The following is a 20,941-nucleotide window of genomic DNA, read 5'->3' on the forward strand; positions in this document are numbered from 1 at the left end:
GCAAGCATGGTGGCCCAGCATGGAAGGAAGCCTATGACACAGCAAAACACCGCCCCCCATGGCAGCAATATCGGCATTGATGGGCAGGCCCTGTGGGCGGACCTGATGGAAACCGCCAAATTCGGTGGCACGCCCAAGGGTGGCGTCCGTCGTCTGACGCTGACGGCGGAAGACAAACAGGTGCGCGACTGGTTTGTGCGCACCTGCGAATCACTTGGCTGCACGGTCACGTTTGATTCCATGGGCAACCAGTTTGCCCGCCGTGCGGGGCTTGATGACAGCCTGCCGCCTATCACCATCGGCAGCCACCTCGATACGCAGCCCACGGGCGGCAAGTATGATGGCATCCTTGGCGTGCTGGGCGGGCTTTCGGTGCTGCGCGCACTACAGCGTTCGGGCTACGTGACCCGTCACCCGATCGAGGTGATCAACTGGACGAACGAGGAGGGCTCGCGCTTCACGCCACCCATGATGTGCTCGGGCGTGTTTACCGGCGTGTTTACCGAACAGGAAGTGCTGGACAAGCGCGACCGTGCGGGCAAGCGCTTCGGGGATGAGCTGGAGGCCATCGGCTACCGTGGCAGCGAGCCGTGCGGCAAGCACCCGGTTACCGCCTATTTCGAGCTGCATATCGAACAGGGGCCGATCCTTGAGGCCGAGCACAAGACCATCGGCATCGTGACCGGCGTGCAGGGTGCGCGGTGGTATGAGGTGACGGTAAAGGGCAAGGACGCCCATGCCGGTTCCACCCCCATGCCCATGCGTCATGATGCGCTGCTGGCATCGGCGCGGATGATCGAGGCAGTCAGCCAGGTGGCCTGTGCGCACGCGCCCACCGCCGTTGGCACCGTGGGCCTGATCGAGAACCGCCCCAACAGCAACAACGTGGTGCCCGGCGAGGTGTTCTTCACCATCGACATGCGCGATCCCGATGACGCGGTCGTAAGCCAGATGGAAGATGAACTGTACAGCCAACTGCCCGAGATCGCGCGCCGCAGCAATGTTGAGATGGAGATCGTGCGGATCTGGGATGCTCCTGCCGTGCACTTCAATCCCGAATGTATTGGCATGGTCGAGGCAGCGGCGGCGGAAAGCGGCTACGCTGCCCGGCGCATCGTATCGGGGCCGGGACATGATGCTGCCTATATGGCGCATGTTGCGCCCACGACCATGATCTTCGTACCCTGCGAAGACGGCCTGAGCCATAACGAGGCCGAAAGCATTACCGAACAGGATGCGGCAGCGGGCGCGGGCGTGCTGCTCAAGGCCATCATGAAGGCCGATGCGGCATTTAACGCGGGCTGAAAAGCTGTCTGGCATAACAGGCATTTTTGGGGGGCCACCTTTTTAAAAAGGTGACTTGTCCTGAAGCTTTTTGAAAAACGCTTCACCAAAAGCTTGTGTATGATTGCTCCATTTTACCGGGCAGGATTTTCAGGTAAAATGCACGCCAGTCCAGCCATAGTGGCGGGGCTGGCGTGTTGCCTGTACGGCCCGTGTTTACACGGAAACGGTCATGCCACCATCAACCCGAAACATATGCCCGTTTATAAAATTTGCTGCGTCAAATGACAGGAACACAGCAGCCCCCGCAAGGTTCGCCACATTCCCCCAGCGCCCTGCAACAGCCGGTGAATGAACGCCGCATCAGCCACCAGCTTTTTATTTATTTCCGTTTTGAAAATTGCCCGGCACAGGCCATGGTGGCGCTTGAACGGCGCGGGGCGGATGTCTGGACGATATACAACAATACGACCTTTGGTGCCGTAACATGCAACGCGCTGGAACTGGCAGGTGCTTCTGGCATGGATGGTTGCACCACGGATCATTAATGCCAAAAGCCATCCTTTTTCAGAACGGGCCGGCCTGCCCCCTGCGCAGCCATCAGGGCAGGATGATGCCTGCAATCGCCGCACTCATAAGATTAGACAGCATACCCCCCAGCACGGCGCGCGCACTTTTGCGGGCGACTTCCTCGCGGCGTTCGGGGCACTGGCTGCCAAAGGCGGCCACCAGCAGGCCGATCGAACTGAGATTGGCAAAACCGCATAGCGCCAGTGATGCAATGGCTCCCGCCCGGTGCGACAGCCGCCCCGCCTGGATATCCGGCCCCAGATGCAGGTAGGCGACAAACTCGTTCAGCACCACCTTCAACCCCAGCACCGAACCCACGGCACTGCATTCCGACGCTGGCACTCCCAGCAGCCACGCCAGCGGGGCGAAGATGAACCCCATCAGGTATTCCAGCGACAGCCCCTGCATTCCAACCGCCCCGCCCGCCGCCTGTAACATACCATTGGCCAACGCGATCAGCCCGATACAGGCCACCAGCATGGCAGCGACCGCCATGGCGGTGTGCGCCCCTTTCAGCGCGCCTTCCATCACCGCTTCAAAAAAGGCACGGTGATAGGCACCGCCTGCCGCACTGACCGGGCTGACCGGGCTGTCGGGCAGGCGTGGCTCCAGCATCTTGGCAAACAGCAGCCCGCCCGGAACCGCCATGAAGGATGCCGCCACCAGATATTCCGCCGGCACACCCAGGCCGAAATAACCGATCAGCGTGGCGCCCGAGATCGATGCCGTGCCACTGCACAGGGTGCTGAACAGTTCCGTCGTGTTCATGGTGGCAAGGTAGGGACCAAGAGCGACCGGCAGTTCGCTCTGACCTACGAAAATGGTGATGATGGCGCCAAAGGATTCCACGGGCGATGTGCCCAGCAGCCGCTGCAGCCCCAGCCCCAGCACCCGGGCAAAGGCCTGCATGATGCCGAAATGGTAGAGAATGGCGATCAGCGCGCTGACATAGACCAGCGAGGGCAGGACCTGAAAGGCGAAGATGTACGAACCATCAGGAAAGATCTCATGCATGCGCGGGCCCACCAGCGCGCCGAACAGAAAGCGCCCGCCCTCGCTACCATAGGAGAGCACGCCCGTTACCGCGCCCGCCATGGCGCGCAGCAGCGCCTGGCCCGCTGGCACGCGCAGCACCAGCACCCCGATGGCGCCCTGCAGCAGCAGGCATGACAGGATGATGCGCGCGTTGATGCGCCTGCGGTCGGTGGAGAAGAGAATACCGATACATATCAATAACATGATTCCAAAATAGCCACGGATATGCATAGGGAACCCTTCAGGATGCAGATTGGTATTTTCTGACCATATAGTTATGTTAACGTAACATCATCGACCGTACCGTCAAGCAGTGTCCGACAGGGTGCGGCAGGTGTGCGATCCACCCCCCGGAGGCTTACATGGCAGACCCCATCCCGCCCCACTGGCCGGACCCACGCCAGATCATGACCTTTGCCCCCGGTGACCCGGACGAGAACCCGTGGGTCATGGGCCAGCCACCGCCAGAAAGTATTACGTTACAGCCCTGGTGCCCGGACTGGCAGGTACGCTTTGCCCAGCTTGAGCGCGAAATCCGCAAAGTGCTCGGGGGCGGGGCTCTTGCGGTCGAACATGTGGGGTCCACCGCCGTGACCGGACTTGCCGCCAAGCCGGTCATCGACATCGACTGCATCGTGCCCGACCCTGGGTGCGAGGAGACATATCGACCCCGGCTTGAAGCACTGGGCTACGTCATGACCGTGCGCGAACGGTCATGGTACGGCCACCGCATGTTCCGCCACACGCACCCGCGCGCCAACCTGCACATATTCGGCCCCGCATGCCCTGAGCACGCCCGGCATATCCTCTTCCGCGACTGGCTGCGTACCCACCCCGATGAGCGGGAACGCTATGCGCGCGTCAAGACACAGGCCAGCATTGGCGTGGCCAACGTGCAGGAATACAACCGCAACAAGCAGGCCCTGATCCTGGCGATCTACCAGCGCATATTTGCCTACATGGGCTGGACCGATCCGGCCTGATCCCGACTACCCGCTGCATATGAAAATCCGGCTTGCGCGCCTTGGCGCGTGGTGTTTAATTCCGTCCGGACGGAATGAAACGGCAGAGGTATGCCATGGCGCGCCCCAGAACCATAGACCGCGACAGTGTGCTGGACAGTGCCGAGCGGCTTGTACAGCGCCGGGGGGCATCAGCCCTGACACTGGATGCAGTCGCGCGTGAAGCCGGCATTACCAAGGGTGGCCTGCAATACTGCTTTGGCAGCAAGGATGACCTGATCACCGCGTTGATTGACCGCTGGATTGCACAATTCGATGCCCAGATCGCCCGCCACCTTGGCCCCGACCCCACGCCGCGCGCGCGTGTGGCCGCCTATGTGGCCGCCTGTGGTCAGACCGATGCGCCCACCCATGCGCGCCTGGTCGGCATGCTGGTCACGCTGCTGCACTCGCCGCGCCACCTGCAGCGGGTGCGGGACTGGTATGCAGGCTGGTTTCATAAGCATATGCCCGGTTCGGATGCAGGGGAGCGGGCGCGGACCGCGTTCTTTGCGGCGGAAGGGGCCTTTTTCCTGCGGAGCCTCGGCTTTGTTGAAATGGATGAGGCGCAATGGCAAAACATCTTCGCCAGTTTCCAAAGGCTGGCCATGTAGGCCGCCACAGGTCCGGGCCATAACGGACATTTTTCTTTCAGACCCATCATGACATTTCTCACAGGTACGGAAAAAATGAACAAGGAAAGTCGTCCTTTCCCCCCCACGGCTTCTGGCACGGCAGGCCCCGCCGCCAGCACCACGCAGCAAGCGCCGACCGGGTCCCCGCGCGCGCTTGACAACAGCCTGAGCCACACCATTTCCGCCGCCTGTGACTGGCTGATCGGCCAGCAGAAACCCGATGGCCACTGGGTGGGACCGGTTGCATCCAATGCCTCGATGGAGGCCGAATGGTGCCTGGCCCTGTGGTTCCTTGGCCTTGAAGACCATCCGCTGCGCCCGCGCCTGGGCCACGCGCTGCTGGAAATGCAGCGCGAGGACGGGTCGTGGGGCATTTATTACGGTGCAGGCAATGGCGACATCAACGCCACGGTGGAATCCTATGCCGCCCTGCGTTCGCTGGGATACGGGGCGGACGAGCCGACGCTGGCCCGGGCGGCCGAATGGATTGCCAGCAAGGGGGGGCTGCGCAATATCCGCGTGTTCACCCGCTACTGGCTGGCCCTGATTGGGGAATGGCCGTGGGAAAAGACACCCAACCTGCCGCCCGAAGTCATCTGGTTTCCCAACAGCTTCGTCTTTTCCATCTACAACTTTGCGCAGTGGGCGCGGGCAACGCTGGTACCGCTGGCCATCCTGTCCGCCCGCAGACCCGCACGCCCCCTGCGCCCGCAGGACCGGCTGGATGCGCTGTTTCCCGGCGGGCGCGCGAATTTTGACTACGAACTGCCGCGCAAGGAAGGGCGGGACCTGTGGGCCAGCTTCTTCCGTACAACCGACCGTGGGCTGCACTGGCTCCAATCGCGCGTGCTGAAGAAAAACAGCGTGCGTGAAGCCGCGATCCGGCACATGCTGGAATGGATCATCCGCCACCAGGATGCCGATGGCGGCTGGGGCGGCATCCAGCCGCCATGGGTCTATGGCCTGATGGCGCTGCATGGCGAGGATTACCAGTTCCACCACCCTGTCATGGCCAAGGCGCTTTCGGCACTGAACGATCCGGGCTGGCGGCATGATCGCGGCGATGCAAGCTGGATTCAGGCCACCAATAGCCCGGTATGGGATACCATGCTGGCCCTGATGGCGCTGCACGATGCTGATGGCGAAACCCGCTTCACCCCGCAGATGGACAAGGCGATGGGCTGGCTGCTGGACCGGCAGGTACGGGTCAAGGGCGACTGGTCCATCAAGCTGCCGGATGTAGAGCCGGGCGGCTGGGCGTTTGAATACGCCAATGACCGCTACCCCGATACGGATGATACGGCGGTGGCGCTGATCGCCCTTTCATCGTGCCGTAACCGCCCCGAATGGCAGGCGCGCGGGGTGGAGGCCGCCATCAAGCGTGGCGTGAACTGGCTTGTGGCCATGCAGAGCGAAAGCGGCGGCTGGGGCGCGTTTGACAAGGACAACAACCGCTCCCTTCTGGCCAAGATACCGTTCTGTGATTTTGGCGAGGCGCTTGACCCCCCATCGGTCGATGTAACAGCGCATGTGCTGGAAGCCTTCGGCCTGCTGGGCCTGCCGCGCGACATGCCCGCCATCCGGCGCGGGCTGGCCTATATCCGTGCCGAACAGGCGGCGGAAGGACCATGGTTCGGGCGCTGGGGTGTCAACTACCTGTACGGCACGGGTGCGGTGTTGCCCGCCCTTGCCGCGATAGGCGAGGACATGACCCAGCCCTACATCGCCAAAGCCTGTGACTGGCTGGTGGGCTGCCAGCAGGAGAATGGCGGCTGGGGCGAGAGCTGTGCATCGTATATGGAAATTTCCTCCATCGGCCGTGGCCCCACCACCCCATCGCAGACTGCGTGGGCGCTGATGGGACTGGTGGCGGCCAACCGCAGGCAGGACCATGACGCCATCGTGCGCGGCTGCCGCTACCTGATCGACCTGCAACAGCCCGACGGGCGGTGGGATGAGAAGGAGTTCACCGGCACCGGCTTCCCCGGCTATGGGGTGGGCCAGACCATCCGGCTCGATGACCCGGCCCTGTCCAAACGGTTGCAGCAGGGGGCGGAACTGTCGCGTGCGTTCATGCTGCGCTATGACCTGTACCGCCAGTTATTTCCCATCATGGCGCTCAGCCGGGCGGCGCGTGTGCTCAAGGCGGCGGGCTGATCCCCGCAGCCTGATGGCGTAAAGCGTTGAAAAGTTTTTGGTGAAGCGTTTTTCAAAAAGCTTCACAGGGCGCTGTCTGCGGGGAAAAAAGGCAGCGCCCAAACACTTTTGTTATCTTTCCATTCCGAAAATCGAAATCGTCGCCTGTCACAAATGGGGGTAGTCGGGACGGCCCGCATCGGGATCAAGTGCGGGCATGAATACCTCTGCCCCAACTGCCGACGGGCCGGTCATCCATGCCGCGCCGCCACGGCCATCCTACATCCCGCCTTTTGGCGTGCGGACGGTCATTGGCTGCCTTGGCATGCTGCTGGCGGTCCATGTGGCGGGCTTTAACGAGCATGTGACCGAAATCGGCCTGTCCGATATCCGGGGCGCCATGCATATCGGCCACGATGAAGGTACGTGGGTCATCGCGATATACGAGGCGTTCAACATTGCCGCCATGGCGTTCACGCCGTGGTTCTACATGACATTCTCGATTTACCGCTTCTCCATTTTCATGACGGCGATGCTGGCACTGCTGTCCATCCCCGCACCCTTCATGCCCGATGTCACATCGCTGTGCATCCTGCGTGCCTTCCAGGGGCTGGCGGGCGGCTGCCTGCCGCCGGTGCTCATGACCGTCATGCTCAAATACCTGCCGCCGCCCATCCGGGTATTTGGCATTGGCGGTTATGCCATGAGTGCCACCTTCGGCCCCAACCTTGGCCTGCCGCTGGAAGCCTTCTGGTTTGAACATGTAGGCTGGCACTGGCTGTACTGGGAAATCATACCCACGGCAGCCCTCGCCATCGCCATGATGGCCTACGGCCTGCCGCGCGACCCGATGCATTTTGAACGCTTCGAGAAGTTCAACTGGCTGGGTGTCCTTGTGGGCCTGCCCGCCATCTGCTCGCTCGTGATCGTACTGTATCAGGGCGACCGGCTGGACTGGTTCCGCTCCCCGGTCATTACCAACCTTGCCTTCTGGGGTGGGGCGGCGTTCATCGTATTCGTCATCAACGAGGCGTATCATCCCAGCCCGTATTTCCGCATCCAGTACTGGCGCTCACGCAATATCCAGGCGTCACTCCTGTCACTGGTGGGCATATTGGCCATCTGCGCCATGATGGGGAACATCCCGGCCGTGTATCTGGAGGGCGTGCGCGGCTACCGGCCCATACAGGCGGCCCCGGTCTCGCTGGTGGTGGCGCTGCCGCAGCTTATCATGCTGCCGCTCATCGCCGCCATCTGCAACAGCCGCCGGGTGGACTGCCGGTTCGTGCTGGCAGGTGGCATGCTGTGCCTTGCGGCATCGGCGTGGCTGGGTACGTGGCTTACAGTGGACTGGGTGCGCGACAATTTCTACCTGCTTCAGGTGCTGCAGGTCTTTGGCCAGCCCATGACCGTCATCCCGACACTCATGCTGGCCACCATGGCCATGGGACCAGCCGACGGGCCATTCATCTCGGGTATGGTGAACATACTCAAGGGCCTGGCCAATGCGGTGGCGTTCGCCATATTTGGCGCGCTGACGCGGCGGCGCGAGCAGTACCATTCCACCATGCTGCTCGACCACCACGGCACCCACCGGCTTGCGCTGCAGGGCATGGGCGACCCGATCAGTCAGCAGCTTGCCCCCACATCACCCGACAGCGCGCATGTAGCGCGCAACGCGCTGCAGGTGTTCCACACCTACGTACATGAGCAGGCGCTCGTACTGGCGCTGAACGATATTTATTACATCCTGATCTGGGTATGCCTTTTCTATGCCGTCATGAACCTTGTCCTGCCGCACCGTGTCTATCCGCCACGCGCACCTTCACCCTCCGCTCCAGCCCGCTAACCCGGAATTACCGATCATGATCTACAGGAAACCGCTGCTTTACGCAGGCTGCACCGCTGTCGTGCTAGCCCTTGTCGCCTGGGGGGGCGCGCGGCTGGTCAATGGTGATGGCATAAACCAGTACACCAACGATGCCTACGTCACGGCCGATTTCCCCACCGTCGCCCCCAAGGTTTCGGGCCGCATAGACCGCGTGATCGCACAGGATAACGAGCAGGTTCATGCTGGCGAAGAACTGGCCCATATCGAGGATGACGACTATCGCGCCGCCCTTGATGTGGCACGCGGCAACCGGCAGGCGGCACAGGGCGATGTCAGCAACCTCGAGGCCGAACTGACCCGGCAGGATGCGGTGATTGCGGGCGCGCGCGCCGCTGTTCAGTCAGATGAAGCCGATCTGGCGTTTGCCCGCCTCAATGCCGCGCGGTACCGCAACCTGTCATCAGGCGGGGCGGGCACGATCGAGCAGAAGCAGCATTCCGAAGCGCAGGAAAAGGAAGCCCAGGCCGCCATAGCACGCGAGAGCGCTGGCGTGGATGCCGCCATAAGACAGGTGGATGTGCTGAAGGGCCAGCTTGAACGCGCCCGTGGCATGCTGCTGCGCGCGCAGGGAGATGAAAGGCAGGCCGAACTGAACCTGTCCTACTGCACCATTCCCGCGCCCATGGATGGCGTAGTGGGCGCGCGCGGCGTGCGCGTGGGTAACTACGTGCATGCGGGCACCGGCATCCTGGCCGTGGTGCCCACGCATGAAGCCTACGTTCTGGCCAACTTTCAGGAAACGCAACTGACAAAGGTGCAGACCGGGCAGGCCGCGACCATATGGGTCGATACCTTTCCCGGTCATCCGCTCAAGGCGCATGTGGACTCGCTCGCACCTGCCACCGGCGTGGCCTTTGCCCCCATCCAGCCAGATAATGCCACCGGCAATTTTACCAAGGTGGTGCAGCGCATACCGGTCAAACTGACCTTTGATCCCGGCCAGCCACTGGCCGCCCGTGTGCGTGTCGGCATGTCGGTTGAGGTCAATATCGATACATCTTCAAAACCCGAAGGCCCGCATGCCAGTGATGCCCATTATGTGTGGCAGTAAGGCGATGAAGCGTTTCGCGCTTGTGGGGCTGTCGGCACTTGCGCTGGCGGCCTGCACGGTTGGCCCCACTTATCACAAGCCACATGTCAAGGCACCAGCTACATGGCGTGAAACCCAGCCCCCGGCCGAAAGCACGGTCAGCACCGCCTCCACCGACCCGCAATGGTGGACGCTGTTCAACGACCCGCTGCTGACCCGGCTGGAAGGAGAGGTGGCGGCAAGCAACCTTGACCTGAAAGCAGCCAGCCTGCGCCTGATGCAGAGCCAGGCGGAACGGCGTATTGCCAGCGCCGCCCAGTTCCCGCATGCCGAAGCCAATGCATCCTATGGGCGCGAGCGTGCCAGCACCAACGGCGTGCTGGGGCTGCTGGGCACGATGGAGCGTGAGGGCACGGGTTCCATCGCATCGGGCACACAGGGCTTTGGCCCCACCGCCCTGCCAGGCAGTGTGGGCAACCCGTCGTTCAACCTTCCGCAATATGGCATGAATGCATCATGGGAAGTGGACCTGTGGGGCCATGTGCGCCGGCAGGTGGAAGCCGCCACCGCCGCCATGCACGCTACCGAAGAAATGCGGCGTGACATCCTTGTCTCGCTCATGGCGGAAACCGCACAGGACTATATCGACCTGCGCGCAACGCAAACCCAGATCGGTATCCTTGAACATAACATTGCCATCGCCACCAACAGCGTGCGCCTGACCACCATGCGCCTGCAGCAGGGCGCGGCCACACGGCTGGACGTAGCGGAGGCAACGGGACAACTCCATACCTTCACCGCCCGCCTTGCACCGCTGAAGGCGCAGGCCACGCACCTGCTTAATGCGCTGAGCTTCCTTGTAGCGCGCGAACCCGGCGCGCTCGATGCCGAGTTGGGAGCATCAGCCCCCATTCCGGTGGTACCTGCCACCATTCCGGTCGGCCTGCCGTCCGAACTGGCCGAACGCCGCCCCGATATCCGCATGGCAGCCGACCGGCTACATGCTGCAACGGCCAGCATTGGCGTGGCGATTGCCGATTTCTTCCCCCGCATCACGCTTTCGGGCAGCCTTGACGTGCAGGCCCTACAGTTTAGCGGACTGGGATCGTGGGCATCGCGCCAGTACGGCTTTGGCCCCACGGCAACGCTGCCCATATTTGAAGGTGGCCGCCTGACTGGGCAGCTGCACCTGCGCCGCGCCCAGCAGAAGGAGGCAGCCACGATGTTCCAGCGCACCGTACTCAAGGCATGGCAGGAAATAGATGACGCGATGGCCGACTTTACCGCAGCCCAGAAACGGCGTGACGAACTAACCCAGGCCGTGCACGAGAACGAGATTGCGGTGGAAACGGCCAAGCTGCAATACGTGCAGGGATCATCGGACTTCCTGAACGTGCTGACATTGCAGAACGCATTGCTGGCCGCCCAGAGTGCGCAGGCCGATGCCCGCGCGCATGTGGCAGATTCCGTCACGCGCCTGTACCGTGCGGTCGGCGGCGGGTGGCAGGACCTCTACCCCGAAAAGAAGGCGAAAAAACATGGTTGAGACCCGCACATGATGGACATAAGGCGGGCTGCAACGCTTGGCACCGCGCACTCGGACGGCCTTGAACTGCGCTGCCACTTCGCCTTTGCCGACTATACCGACCCGGCCCATGTGCATGAGGGCCGCCTGCGTGCCGTAAACCTGGGTATACTGGGGGCAGGGGAGACATACCGGCTGGGACAGGAAGCCAGTGTCGATATCGTGACATGGGTGCAGGCAGGCAGCCTGAGCGCGCAGATGGATGGGTGTGAACCCGAGCAACTGGGGGCAGGCGGCGTGCATCTGGCCAGTACGGGAAACGGGTGCGCGGCAGTGCAATGGTGCGCCGGGCCACAGGGGGCCAGTATCATCCAGTTCTGGCTACTGGCTGATATTGAGGGCACGACACCCGCGCAGGAAACCCGTGCTGGCCTGCCCGGCGGCGATGGCGGCTTTGTTCTGCTGGCCTCCGGCTTTCCCGAGGATGATCCCGAGGAAAGTGGTGCCGTGGCCGATGGCGCGCCTGTGGCACTGAGTGCGCGCGCGCGCCTGGCCCAAGCCGCGATTCCGGCAGGGGAAGGGGCGGCTTATAGTACCTGCAATGGGCGTGATCTCTATCTTGTGGTGGTGTCAGGCAGCATCGGCATTGGCGCGGCGGTCCTGGAGCATGGCGATGCCGCAGCACTGGCAGAGGTAACTGATCTGACCATAATCGCGCGGGCCGATGCGGTGGTGCTGCTGGTTGATGTGGGGGCTGATACTTCTGTATTTTAACAGGATTATATTCAATATAAGAATTTAATATCAATAATATGAATGTTATTTGGAATATTTAACTTTATTTTATAATTTTCACCCAGATCGGCTGAACAATAATCATTATCAATGCGCGTTATCTGGAAATTAATATATTTAAATAACATTATATGAGAATCATAAATGGGCGCCATGAATGTTTCTTATGTCTAGTCATTTCGGAACTGTTGTTTCAGTATCTGGCGATAACAATTTTTATCATGCCTATCCTGAAGAAGTGTATCCTGATTTATGCTTTGATATTGATGGTCATATTATACGTGCGCCTGAAGGTTTCAGTAAACTGCATGATATTGAAACCCGGCGTGAAGGCGATTCCTGGGTAATCGTCTCCAATGGTCAGTTCATGTGTGCGGATATTGGCGGTGCAATCAGTTGGCGAACAGATTGCCTTGCCATGGAAAAATTCACACTTATGCCCATTGAAAACTACGTCTCCATTCAGGAAGGCCGCATCAGGATACCCCGCAAGAGACAGACAAATCATATCAGCAGGACCGTGCACCAGATTTTTCTCAATGGTCAGTTACCATCCGCGTTTGAAACCGCTTCGGAACAGCTTCGTAAAATGAATCCCGATTGGGAATATGTCCGATATGATGCAAAGGATATTCTTGATTTCATATATGATTTTTATGGATGGGAAATCCTTAAACTATACCTACAGATTAACCCACGTTATGGGGCGGCGCGCGCTGATCTGTTCCGGTATCTGTGCATCTATCAAAAAGGGGGGGTATACCTTGATATAAAGGCTACGACCCGTAATCCGCTTGATTCATTTATCAGACCAGACGACCAATACCTGCTGTCTCGCTGGAAGAACGGACACGGGGAACCGCATGAAGGGTGCGGCCTTGGCCCGGAAATGAAAAGCTTTGATGGCGGAGAATATCAACAATGGCATATAATAGCTGCAAAAGGGCATCCATTCCTTGAATCTGTCATTAATGACACCATAACAAGGATTCATAAATATAGGGAAGACTATGTCGGGTGTGGTAAACTTGGCGTATTAAGATTAACCGGACCTTACGTGTACACAACATCAATTAATAAAAACATCACAAAATACAGACATAGATTTTTTGATTATCATGAATCTGGTCTTATATATAATTTTATTAATGGATACGATAAGTTATTTAAAACTCATTATTCAAAAGAAAATACACCTATTGTTCTTTGAATTGAAATCGCCAGTCATTATAGGTTGTATAAATTTTTGAAATGAAACCACATCTGGAAAAGGGAATTCAGTCCATCTTTTTACGGCTTAATCCTGTCATGTTTCCCGTCCCATATGGGCGGTGACACAGCGTTGGGAACTTTCTTACAAAGCCCACGGCCTGGTATCATATCACAATACATTATGCTTGTTGCGCCCCTGCAGCCCTTTGCTTCGCTGCAACCGGCATAGTCCGGTTATCGTAAAGCGCTCGGGCGCCAAGACCATATGACAGGCCGGTTTACCGGATGGAAAAGGAACTTCCCGACAATACCTTTGTGCGCGAAGGGGGGAGTGCGCGCCTATTCTTCATGCGCGGGCAGGCTGTGGGGGAAGGCGGCGGGATTGCACAATGCTACGGCCAGCGCGCACACCACAATGGCGATGGCAAGCGGGGTCAGCACGCCAAAGCCGTACACCGTAAGCACCTGCCCCCCTATGGCCGATCCCAGCAGGATGCCCACATTGCTGGCGGAGTTGATCGCAGCCCCCGCCACATCGGGGCGGGTTGCGCGCGCACGGATCGCACCGGACATGACAAAGGGGATCAGCGCCGAATAGCCGTAACCGGCCGCTCTGGGCCGCCTTGATTATGCGGCCTGTCTGTGCAGTGTATTCACGGGTTTCCAGTTCCATGGCAACAGTTCGTGGAGCCGGTTGATCTTGTGCTCGTTGATACGGGCCAGGACGTCGGCGAGGTAATCGTGCGGATTAAGCCGGGAGAGTTTTGCGCTTTCGATAAGCGTCATGGCATCAGCGATGTTGTCGCCCCCGGTGTCGGATCCGGCAAAGAGATAATTTTTTCGCCCCACGCATACGGGCCGTATGGCGCGTTCGGCAGGATTGTTGTCGATGGCGACACGACCATCTTCGAGGAACAGGGTAAAGGCCTTCCACCGGTTGAGCGCATAACGGATCGCTTTTGCCAGTTCCCCCTTTCCAGGGATACGGGCAAGCTGTGTTTCGCACCATGCGTGGAATGCTGTGACACGGGGGCGGCTTTGTTCCTGTCGGACAGCCAGACGATACGGGGCCGGGTGTCCGGTGATCTGGCGCTCGATATCGTAGAGCTCTCCGATCTGTTCAAGTGCTTCCCTTGCGATTGTCGAATCACTGCCCTTCCAGACATCATGGAAGGCCCGGCGGAGATGAGCCCAGCAGGCCGCTTCGCGCACGTGCACGGTTCCTGTTGCGTCTGGTTTATACAGATCCCTGAACCCGGCGTAGGCGTCAGCCTGCAGAATGCCCCGGAACTGTGCCAGATGGGTCTGGGGATTGATCCCCTTGCGATCGGGAGAGAACCAGTAGGCCACGGCGGGCGGATCACTCCCTCCCCATGGGCGGGGATCGCGCAGATAGCTCCAGATCCGCCCTTCCTTCACGCCCCGGGGTTTGCCAGCCTGACGCAGACGGGGGTCAAGAACCTGGATGGGTGTATCATCAGCATGTAGCAGGTCTGCCTTTACGACATCCTGACGGATCAGATCTGTCAGAGGACGCAGAACGGCAACGGCCTGACCACACCAGTCGATCAGGGTTGAACGGGGAATGTCCACACCCTGACGGGCAAAGATCTCATTCTGACGATAAAGCGGAATGTGGTCATCGAATTTCGAGACCAGGATATGGGCTAAAAGCCCGGTGCCAGCCATCCCCCGTGGGACAGGGCGCGACGGTGCTTCAGGCTGCACCAGTGTTTCGCAGTGACGGCAGGATTTCTTCAGCCGTGCCGTTTCGACAACTTTCAGTTTTGCCGCAATAAAGTCCAGTATTTCGGTGACATCTTCGCCTACAAGACGCAGGGGACCGCCACAGGCAGGACAGGCCTCACCTGGGTCGAGAACAATACGCTCCCGTGGTGTCGTGTCAGAAACCTTTGGTTTGCCACGCTGCCGTGGGGGAGAGAGTGCATCATCGCTGACATCATGCTCCCTGATATCAGGAGAAGGATCGGCTGCCGCGATGGCGATTTTTACATCTTCAAGGAGCAGTTCGAGTTGTTCAATCTCACGGTCTATCTTTTCTGAACTGGCCCCGAATTTCTGTTTCTGAAGACGTGCGATCCGGATTTTGAGAGACTGGACAAGAGCTTCATACGCACGGGCTGACGCAGAAAGCCGAGCCACTTCGGTCTGCAGGGAAACAATCATTTCCCTCAGGGTATCCGGATCATCAGGCAGGACCGCAGGTGCAGACGTCATTATGAAAAAATAGCAGAAAACCTAAGAAAATTCAAAATGTTCTGCACTCTCACGCCATAAAAATCAGGCCACGCGAGACGGTGGTGCAGACCAGGAAGGGCGTCTCCACTCCATGCCTTCCCACAGCATGGCCATCTGTGCTGTCGTCAGGCGTGCAACGCCCTCTGCCGGAGACGGCCATGGAAAACGTCCCTTCTCAAGCACCTTGTAATAAAGACAGAACCCCTGACCGTCCCACATCAGAAGCTTGATCCTGTCCCCACGGCGACCACGAAAGGCAAAGAGCGCCCCTGATGTCGGGTTCTGACGCAGCACGTCCTGTGCCAGTGCTGCCAGACCCGATATGCCCTTGCGCATATCGGTCACCCCGCAGGCCAGATAGACACGCACGCCGTTGCCCACGCCAATCATGCCGTCTCCGCAATCCGGATGACCCGGGCCAGAAGATCTTCGGCAGGATGTCCCGTCACCCTGATACTACGGCCATTGCGCAGCACTATGGCCAGTTCGTCAGGATCACCGCCAGATGCCACAGCAGGTGTCGTCACTGAAGCAACAGGAACAAACGCCACAGACTGATCTGGGGAAGATAGTCTTTGACGGAATGACGTCCGCCATTGGTAAAGATGTTGGCGGGTCAGGTCATGTCGACGTGCCACATCCGATACACTTGCTCCATCCACACCAACTTCAGCCAGTATCGCCAGCTTCCGTTCATCCGACCAGCGGCGGCGGCGTTCAACGCCAATCAGGATTTCCTGGGTCATTCTTACCTCTCAAATGACGTCAATAACGACGTCGTTAACGACGTCGTTAACGACGGTAAGTTACCAGTCACAATCCTCAATCATAAGGCGGCCTCAAACGGCCGGTTACGAATAGCCGATGCACCACAGCCCCACGGCTCCCACCGCCACCCAGCCCGATATGATGTGCCCGTACATCAGCCCCATGCCCGCCAGCATGGCAAGGCCGCCTGCCAGCACGCCCGCCGCCGGGTTGCGGTCCACCAGTTGCCCCGCACCCCACAGGCCAAGGATGCTGGTGCCACCGATCAGCAGCAGCGCGGCACTCAGCGCCCCACCGGGCAGGCCATGGTCAAGCAGCAGCGGAGTGACGTAGGTGTAGAGCAGGTTGTGGGCAATGAAGAATACCCCGTTCACAACGACCACAACCATGAAGATGCGCATGGTCCGGTGCGAACGCATGGCTGGCAGGGTTTCGCGCACCTGCACGGGGGAGGAAACTGGCGGCAGGAAAAACGCGATGCACAGAGTAAGGACCATCGAAAGCCCCGCCAGCGTGAACATGGCCGCCCGCCAGCCCACCAGTTGCCCCGCCGCCGCCATGCCCGGAACCCCCAGCACAGCACCCAGCGAAGTGCCACCATACACGAACGAAATGGCCCGTCCTGTCATGGCCTGCGGCACAAGGCGCGCGGCATAGGCCGAGACGATGGACATGAGCAGCGCATGCGCCACCCCGCCAATCATCCGCCCCGCGCAGACAAGCACGAAGGTGGGTGCCATGGCCATGACAAGGTTGGACAGTACGTAACCCGCAAGCGAGACCACCATAAGCCGCTTGCGATCAATATGCGCGGTCAGGATGGTCAGCGGCACCGCACCCACTGCCACCATGAGCGCAAAGGCGCTAACGGCAAGCCCCGCCTTGCCTTCCGCAATATGGAAGGCGCGCGCCATGTCGATCAGGATGCCCACGGGGGCGACCTCGCTGGTTAGTGCGGTAAAGGTGCAGGCAAACAGAGCCCACAGCCCGATTACGGCTGGGGCGGGCAGGGACTTGAAAAGCATGGGCGACCTGTTCTGGCTACGGTATGGCAAGACGTGCCGGTGTCCATCTCCCTTCTGGCACTCCCGCCGCGGCAATGAAACAGGCCATAACCGCGCGCAACACAAAGTTGTCCGTCTGGGGCACGCATGACAGGCGCGTGCGGGATGCGTAGCTGGCCGCCCTATCAGATCCGCTTCATGCCGGGATGCGATGAACTTGACGGTGGAAATTCGTCAGGTTAGGACTTGACAGTTCGGCCCCCGAACAATCGGCCTCGACCTGCATGCAGCCCGGTCTGCGCGGCTTTGCCGCTCCTCGCATTGCCTACCCCTGTAATATTACAATCCGTTACGGACCCCGATCCTGCTCACGATGTGCAAGCCCTGCACTGCGAGGCAGGGCGGCAATGGCCCCGGACCTTCTGCCCCCGATACGAAAGGCTTGCCAGCCATGTTACCCTTCACGTTGCACCGTGACCTGCCGGGGAGCGTACACGCCCCCTGCGGGCGGGACGGCATGCAGTCCGCCCGCGCCCATGCATGGCACTTCGCGGCCCGCGCATTATGACGGATGGTTGCAGGGTCCTGATGGTCTTCCCGCTTTTCAATGCGGGATCGTTCTGGAATTACACGGAAGCCTGTGACCTGTCGGGCGCACGCTATCCGGCGGCGCCGCTAGGGCTGGTCACGGTGGCCGCCCTTCTGCCCCAACACTGGGAAATCAGGCTGGTCAACCGCAATACCGAACCGCTTGATGATGCGGCCTTCGCGTGGGCCGACCTGGTCATGACCGGTGGCATGCTGCCCCAGCGCAACGATGCGCTGGATCTGATCGAACGCTGCATAAAAGCGGGCAAGCCGGTAATGGTGGGCGGGCCGGATGTCACCTCCAGCCCCGCGCTTTACGCAGCCGCGAATTTTCAGGTTCTGGGCGAAGCCGAGGAGATCATGGCCGATTTCATCGCCGCATGGCGCAGGGGGGAGCGCCACGGCGTGTTCGAGGCGCCCATGGGCAAGACCGACGTTACAAAAAGCCCGCTGCCGCGTTTCGACCTGCTCAAGCTGGACCAGTACCTGCATGTGGGCGTGCAGTTTTCGCGCGGGTGCCCGTTCAGTTGCGAATTCTGCGATATCATCGAACTCTACGGTCGCGTACCCCGTACCAAGACAACGACGCAGGTGCTGGCGGAACTCGATGCCCTGTACGCGCTGGGCTACCGGGGGCATGTGGATTTTGTGGATGACAACCTGATCGGCAACAAGAAAGCGCTCAGACAGTTCCTGCCCGCCCTGCAGCACTGGCAGGAAGGGAAGAAATATCCATTCGCCTTTTCCACCGAAGCCTCGATCAACCTGGCGGATGATGCCGACCTGCTGCGCAGCCTGTCCGCCAGCAATTTCTTTGCCGTGTTCATCGGTATCGAAAGCCCGGACACCGACACGCTGGTCATGACGCAGAAAAAGCAGAACACAAGGCGCAGCCTGCAGCAGAGCATCGCTACGATCCATGGTGCCGGCATTTTCGTTAATGCAGGCTTCATTGTAGGGTTCGACAGCGAAAAGGGCAGCATTGCCAGGGGCATGATCGACTGTATCGAGGATACAGCCATCCCTGTCTGCATGGTGGGGCTGCTTTATGCCCTGCCTACCACCCAGTTGACCCGCCGCCTGCGCGCCGAAGGGCGGCTTTTTGCCGATGACGGGCAGACGCACTCAGGCGACCAGTGCACCGCGGGCCTGAACTTCGAGACTACGCGCCCCCGGCGCGACGTGCTGGATGATTACCGCACGGTCCTGGCCGCGATCTATGACCCGGTGGCCTATTTCGGCCGCGTACGGCGCCTGGGCCGGATGCTGCGCCGCGTGCGGCCCCACCGTATGGAGCGGGGGGACCTGCGCAGCTTCATGCGCCTGCTCCTGCGCATTCACCGCGCCGGACCGGGAACGGCGGGGCCATTCTGGCGCATGCTGCTTGACTGCGTGTGGCATAATCCCCGCGCAGTGCCTTATGTGGTCATGACCAGCGCGCTCTACCTGCACCTTGGCCCGTTTTCACGGCAGGTAAGGGGTGAAATCGACCGCGAGATCGCGGATGTGGATGCAGGGCGCGGGCCCGTGTACGAGCGCGTCCGGCCCGCCGACGCAGTGCTTGAACCGGCCTGAAGCGCTGGAATCCCGCCTGCTGGTCGCCTGTTCCGGCCCCTATCATCCTTTACCAATCGTGACAGCATGGGCAGGCGGTCAGGGGTAGGCTGCTTGACCGCGTGGCAATCGTGTCGGCGGTCTGTTAACCCGGTACCTGGCATGCAAGACTGGAGCATTTTCACCGAAAACCGGTTCGGTGAAAATGCTCCAGTTGATTGTTTTTACGAGTATCTTCACCGATTTGAATGCACGCATTCAAACCGGATTTGCTCTGGATACGGTCCATAGGGCTTGAGATCATGAACACCGTCCTGCCTGCTGGTTTCCCGTGCGCTCCATTGCGGTGACGGCGGGCGGAGCCGCCCCCGTAGGGGCCACCGCACCGGGTAGGGACAGGCAGGCCAGGCCCGCTGCCAGCAGCAGCAGGAACAGGGCCGACCACCAGCCATAAAGAAACACCCCGGTAATACCGCCGGTGGTGAAGGAGACGACAATCGCGGCATGCAGTCCAAGCCGTTCACGGGTCCGGGCTAGCTGTGCGGGTTCGACGGGGTGGAAGAAGGAGTCCATCCAGTCAGCCAGTTCAAGGCCGACATCGGTCAGCATGCCGGTCATGTGGGTAGTACGCACCCGCGCGCCAGAGATGCGGGTGACGGTCGCATTTTGCAACCCCATCAGGAAACTCAGTCCGTAGGCCAGCATGGGGCCGCGTGGCTGTGCGGAAAGCAGCATGTCTGTCAGTCCCAGCACGCCAAGAAGACTGGCTTCAAGCAGGATGCTGCGCGCATAGATGGAAGGCAGGCGACGGCGGCGACCGGCATTGACCATCAATGCTGAAAGAACCCCGCCAGCCACAAAGGCCAGAACCAGCCCGCAGCAGGAGAGAACGGCCCCGATATGGCCTGCATGCAGGCCGGTGGCGAGTGAGGAGACGTTTCCGGTCATGTTGGCGGAGTAATAGCCGACCGCCAGAAAGCCCGCGGCATTGACCGCGCCCGCAATGGCGGCAAGCGAGCAGCCAAGACGCCGGTCGATTATGGCGTTGCGCTCAGCACCTTCGTGAACAAGCACCGGGTTCTCCTGTTCTTCCCCCGACCCTGACTGCGCGTGATGACTGGAAGTCAGGCGGCATGATGCAATGTAGCCTGTCTACGCGTCAGGTTCGATGCACAATTACACCCTACGTCTACGTCGGATACGGCTGACTGGAATTGGGGGAGAGGGCAGGAAGCAGCCTGCAAGCAGATTGCTAGGTAACGGCACGGACGGCACTCATGCCTAAGCGGTCCGATCCATATTGGAGCGTACCGTAGTCACTGCATTAGAACGGCTATTTTTATGGATTGTAGCGAAGCAGATGGTGGGCGCAACAGGGATTGAACCTGTGACCCCTACCATGTCAAGGTAGTGCTCTACCGCTGAGCTATGCGCCCACCATCTGCTTCGGTGAACAGGCTTTTACTCATCCTTCCGGGGGTGTGCAACCCCCATTTTTCAAAAAATCGCATTGACCCGAAACGTGCCTGCTGTCCCTATGGCAGACATGTGCCATGTCGCTTTTTTACCGTGGGCCTGCCGCGCCGTTCAGGGCCTTGACCCCGACCATGCCAAGGGAATGCCCTACCGCGCGGACCCGCCAGCCAGGTCCGGG

The 20,941-nt window shown here is 60.2% G+C and carries 17 protein-coding genes, 1 tRNA gene and 2 pseudogenes; 10 read left to right on the forward strand and 10 right to left on the reverse strand.

The genetic code is table 11. The features are described 5' to 3' along the window. Window positions 1–33 precede the first annotated feature (33 nt). Window positions 34–1,305 (forward strand): M20 family metallo-hydrolase, encoded by a 1,272-nt coding sequence (locus GLX_RS02020; RefSeq protein ID WP_041247077.1) that lies wholly within the window; start codon window positions 34–36, stop codon window positions 1,303–1,305. A 195-nt stretch (window positions 1,306–1,500) separates the two neighbouring features. Here GLX_RS02020 and GLX_RS19320 read toward each other — a convergent pair whose 3' ends face one another. Genes GLX_RS19320 through GLX_RS02030 form a run of 3 tightly spaced genes read right to left on the reverse strand, consistent with a single transcriptional unit; the run spans window position 1,501 to window position 3,120 of the window. Next, window positions 1,501–1,581, reverse strand: a complete 81-nt coding sequence (locus tag GLX_RS19320; RefSeq protein WP_407927261.1) for a hypothetical protein — start codon at window positions 1,579–1,581, stop codon at window positions 1,501–1,503. Then, window positions 1,548–1,838 (reverse strand): hypothetical protein, encoded by a 291-nt coding sequence (locus tag GLX_RS19250; RefSeq protein WP_331396599.1) that lies wholly within the window; start codon window positions 1,836–1,838, stop codon window positions 1,548–1,550. Before GLX_RS19250 ends, GLX_RS19320 begins: the two co-directional genes overlap by 34 nt. 46 nt (window positions 1,839–1,884) lie before the next feature. Then, a complete protein-coding gene (locus tag GLX_RS02030) occupies window positions 1,885–3,120 on the reverse strand; it encodes a NupC/NupG family nucleoside CNT transporter (protein WP_014104384.1) in 1,236 nt (411 codons plus the stop codon). A gap of 131 nt (window positions 3,121–3,251) precedes the next feature. Here GLX_RS02030 and GLX_RS02035 point away from each other — a divergent pair, with 131 nt between their 5' ends. The 8 genes from GLX_RS02035 (at window position 3,252) to GLX_RS16950 (ending at window position 13,112) form a co-directional block, all read left to right on the forward strand. Then, entirely contained in the window at window positions 3,252–3,872 is a 621-nt protein-coding gene (locus GLX_RS02035; RefSeq protein ID WP_014104385.1) for a GrpB family protein, read from the forward strand. Window positions 3,873–3,967: 95 nt separating this feature from the next. After that, window positions 3,968–4,504, forward strand: coding sequence for a TetR/AcrR family transcriptional regulator (locus GLX_RS02040; protein WP_014104386.1), 537 nt, complete (start codon window positions 3,968–3,970; stop codon window positions 4,502–4,504). Window positions 4,505–4,579: 75 nt separating this feature from the next. Next, on the forward strand, window positions 4,580–6,682 hold the full coding sequence (gene shc / locus GLX_RS02045; RefSeq protein ID WP_231850378.1) for a squalene--hopene cyclase: 2,103 nt from the start codon (window positions 4,580–4,582) through the stop codon (window positions 6,680–6,682). A gap of 196 nt (window positions 6,683–6,878) precedes the next feature. Then, complete coding sequence (locus GLX_RS02050; protein ID WP_014104388.1) at window positions 6,879–8,510, forward strand: MFS transporter; 1,632 nt, start codon at window positions 6,879–6,881, stop codon at window positions 8,508–8,510. A 16-nt stretch (window positions 8,511–8,526) separates the two neighbouring features. After that, window positions 8,527–9,603: an HlyD family secretion protein gene (locus GLX_RS02055; protein WP_014104389.1), complete on the forward strand. Its 1,077-nt coding sequence runs from the start codon at window positions 8,527–8,529 to the stop codon at window positions 9,601–9,603. A 4-nt stretch (window positions 9,604–9,607) separates the two neighbouring features. Then, window positions 9,608–11,128 (forward strand): efflux transporter outer membrane subunit, encoded by a 1,521-nt coding sequence (locus GLX_RS02060; RefSeq protein WP_014104390.1) that lies wholly within the window; start codon window positions 9,608–9,610, stop codon window positions 11,126–11,128. A gap of 9 nt (window positions 11,129–11,137) precedes the next feature. Beyond that, entirely contained in the window at window positions 11,138–11,881 is a 744-nt protein-coding gene (locus GLX_RS02065) for a pirin family protein (protein ID WP_014104391.1), read from the forward strand. A gap of 178 nt (window positions 11,882–12,059) precedes the next feature. Then, the gene (locus GLX_RS16950) at window positions 12,060–13,112 is read left to right on the forward strand and encodes a glycosyltransferase family 32 protein (RefSeq protein WP_014104392.1); all 1,053 of its coding nucleotides are present in this window, start codon (window positions 12,060–12,062) and stop codon (window positions 13,110–13,112) included. Between the two features lie 341 nt (window positions 13,113–13,453). Here the strand turns inward: GLX_RS16950 and GLX_RS02075 are convergent. From GLX_RS02075 to GLX_RS02095, 5 genes and pseudogenes are all read right to left on the reverse strand, one after another. Further along, window positions 13,454–13,714 (reverse strand): annotated as a pseudogene (locus GLX_RS02075) (MFS transporter); the annotation flags it as partial. Window positions 13,715–13,741: 27 nt separating this feature from the next. Further along, window positions 13,742–15,352: an IS66 family transposase gene (gene tnpC, locus GLX_RS02080; RefSeq protein ID WP_007397838.1), complete on the reverse strand. Its 1,611-nt coding sequence runs from the start codon at window positions 15,350–15,352 to the stop codon at window positions 13,742–13,744. 63 nt (window positions 15,353–15,415) lie between these two features. Beyond that, the gene (gene tnpB, locus GLX_RS02085) at window positions 15,416–15,763 is read right to left on the reverse strand and encodes an IS66 family insertion sequence element accessory protein TnpB (RefSeq protein WP_010510701.1); all 348 of its coding nucleotides are present in this window, start codon (window positions 15,761–15,763) and stop codon (window positions 15,416–15,418) included. After that, window positions 15,760–16,119, reverse strand: a complete 360-nt coding sequence (gene tnpA / locus GLX_RS02090; protein WP_007400224.1) for an IS66-like element accessory protein TnpA — start codon at window positions 16,117–16,119, stop codon at window positions 15,760–15,762. Before tnpA ends, tnpB begins: the two co-directional genes overlap by 4 nt. Before the next feature lie 108 nt (window positions 16,120–16,227). Next, window positions 16,228–17,166 (reverse strand): annotated as a pseudogene (locus GLX_RS02095) (MFS transporter); the annotation flags it as partial. Between the two features lie 543 nt (window positions 17,167–17,709). Between GLX_RS02095 and GLX_RS02100 the strand changes: the two are divergent. Then, complete coding sequence (locus GLX_RS02100) at window positions 17,710–19,308, forward strand: B12-binding domain-containing radical SAM protein (RefSeq protein ID WP_041247558.1); 1,599 nt, start codon at window positions 17,710–17,712, stop codon at window positions 19,306–19,308. A 279-nt stretch (window positions 19,309–19,587) separates the two neighbouring features. On the opposite strand, the gene GLX_RS02105 is transcribed toward GLX_RS02100, so the two are convergent. Then, a complete protein-coding gene (locus tag GLX_RS02105; protein ID WP_014104396.1) occupies window positions 19,588–20,361 on the reverse strand; it encodes a YoaK family protein in 774 nt (257 codons plus the stop codon). A gap of 287 nt (window positions 20,362–20,648) precedes the next feature. Further along, window positions 20,649–20,723 (reverse strand) — tRNA-Val (locus GLX_RS02110). Window positions 20,724–20,941 lie beyond the last annotated feature (218 nt).

This window comes from Komagataeibacter medellinensis NBRC 3288 (assembly GCF_000182745.2).
Classification (GTDB): Bacteria; Pseudomonadota; Alphaproteobacteria; order Acetobacterales; family Acetobacteraceae; genus Komagataeibacter; species Komagataeibacter medellinensis.

Excerpts from the sequence above, each read along its gene's own strand:
- GLX_RS02020 (WP_041247077.1), top strand. The coding sequence starts at position 34 with ATGACACAGCAAAACACCGCCCCCCATGGCAGCAATATCGGCATTGAT.
- GLX_RS02030 (WP_014104384.1), bottom strand. The coding sequence starts at position 3,120 with ATGCATATCCGTGGCTATTTTGGAATCATGTTATTGATATGTATCGGT.
- GLX_RS02035 (WP_014104385.1), top strand. The coding sequence starts at position 3,252 with ATGGCAGACCCCATCCCGCCCCACTGGCCGGACCCACGCCAGATCATG.
- GLX_RS02040 (WP_014104386.1), top strand. The coding sequence starts at position 3,968 with ATGGCGCGCCCCAGAACCATAGACCGCGACAGTGTGCTGGACAGTGCC.
- shc (WP_231850378.1), top strand. The coding sequence starts at position 4,580 with ATGAACAAGGAAAGTCGTCCTTTCCCCCCCACGGCTTCTGGCACGGCA.
- GLX_RS02050 (WP_014104388.1), top strand. The coding sequence starts at position 6,879 with ATGAATACCTCTGCCCCAACTGCCGACGGGCCGGTCATCCATGCCGCG.
- GLX_RS02055 (WP_014104389.1), top strand. The coding sequence starts at position 8,527 with ATGATCTACAGGAAACCGCTGCTTTACGCAGGCTGCACCGCTGTCGTG.
- GLX_RS02060 (WP_014104390.1), top strand. The coding sequence starts at position 9,608 with ATGAAGCGTTTCGCGCTTGTGGGGCTGTCGGCACTTGCGCTGGCGGCC.
- GLX_RS02065 (WP_014104391.1), top strand. The coding sequence starts at position 11,138 with ATGATGGACATAAGGCGGGCTGCAACGCTTGGCACCGCGCACTCGGAC.
- GLX_RS16950 (WP_014104392.1), top strand. The coding sequence starts at position 12,060 with ATGTTTCTTATGTCTAGTCATTTCGGAACTGTTGTTTCAGTATCTGGC.
- tnpC (WP_007397838.1), bottom strand. The coding sequence starts at position 15,352 with ATGACGTCTGCACCTGCGGTCCTGCCTGATGATCCGGATACCCTGAGG.
- tnpB (WP_010510701.1), bottom strand. The coding sequence starts at position 15,763 with ATGATTGGCGTGGGCAACGGCGTGCGTGTCTATCTGGCCTGCGGGGTG.
- tnpA (WP_007400224.1), bottom strand. The coding sequence starts at position 16,119 with ATGACCCAGGAAATCCTGATTGGCGTTGAACGCCGCCGCCGCTGGTCG.
- GLX_RS02100 (WP_041247558.1), top strand. The coding sequence starts at position 17,710 with ATGACGGATGGTTGCAGGGTCCTGATGGTCTTCCCGCTTTTCAATGCG.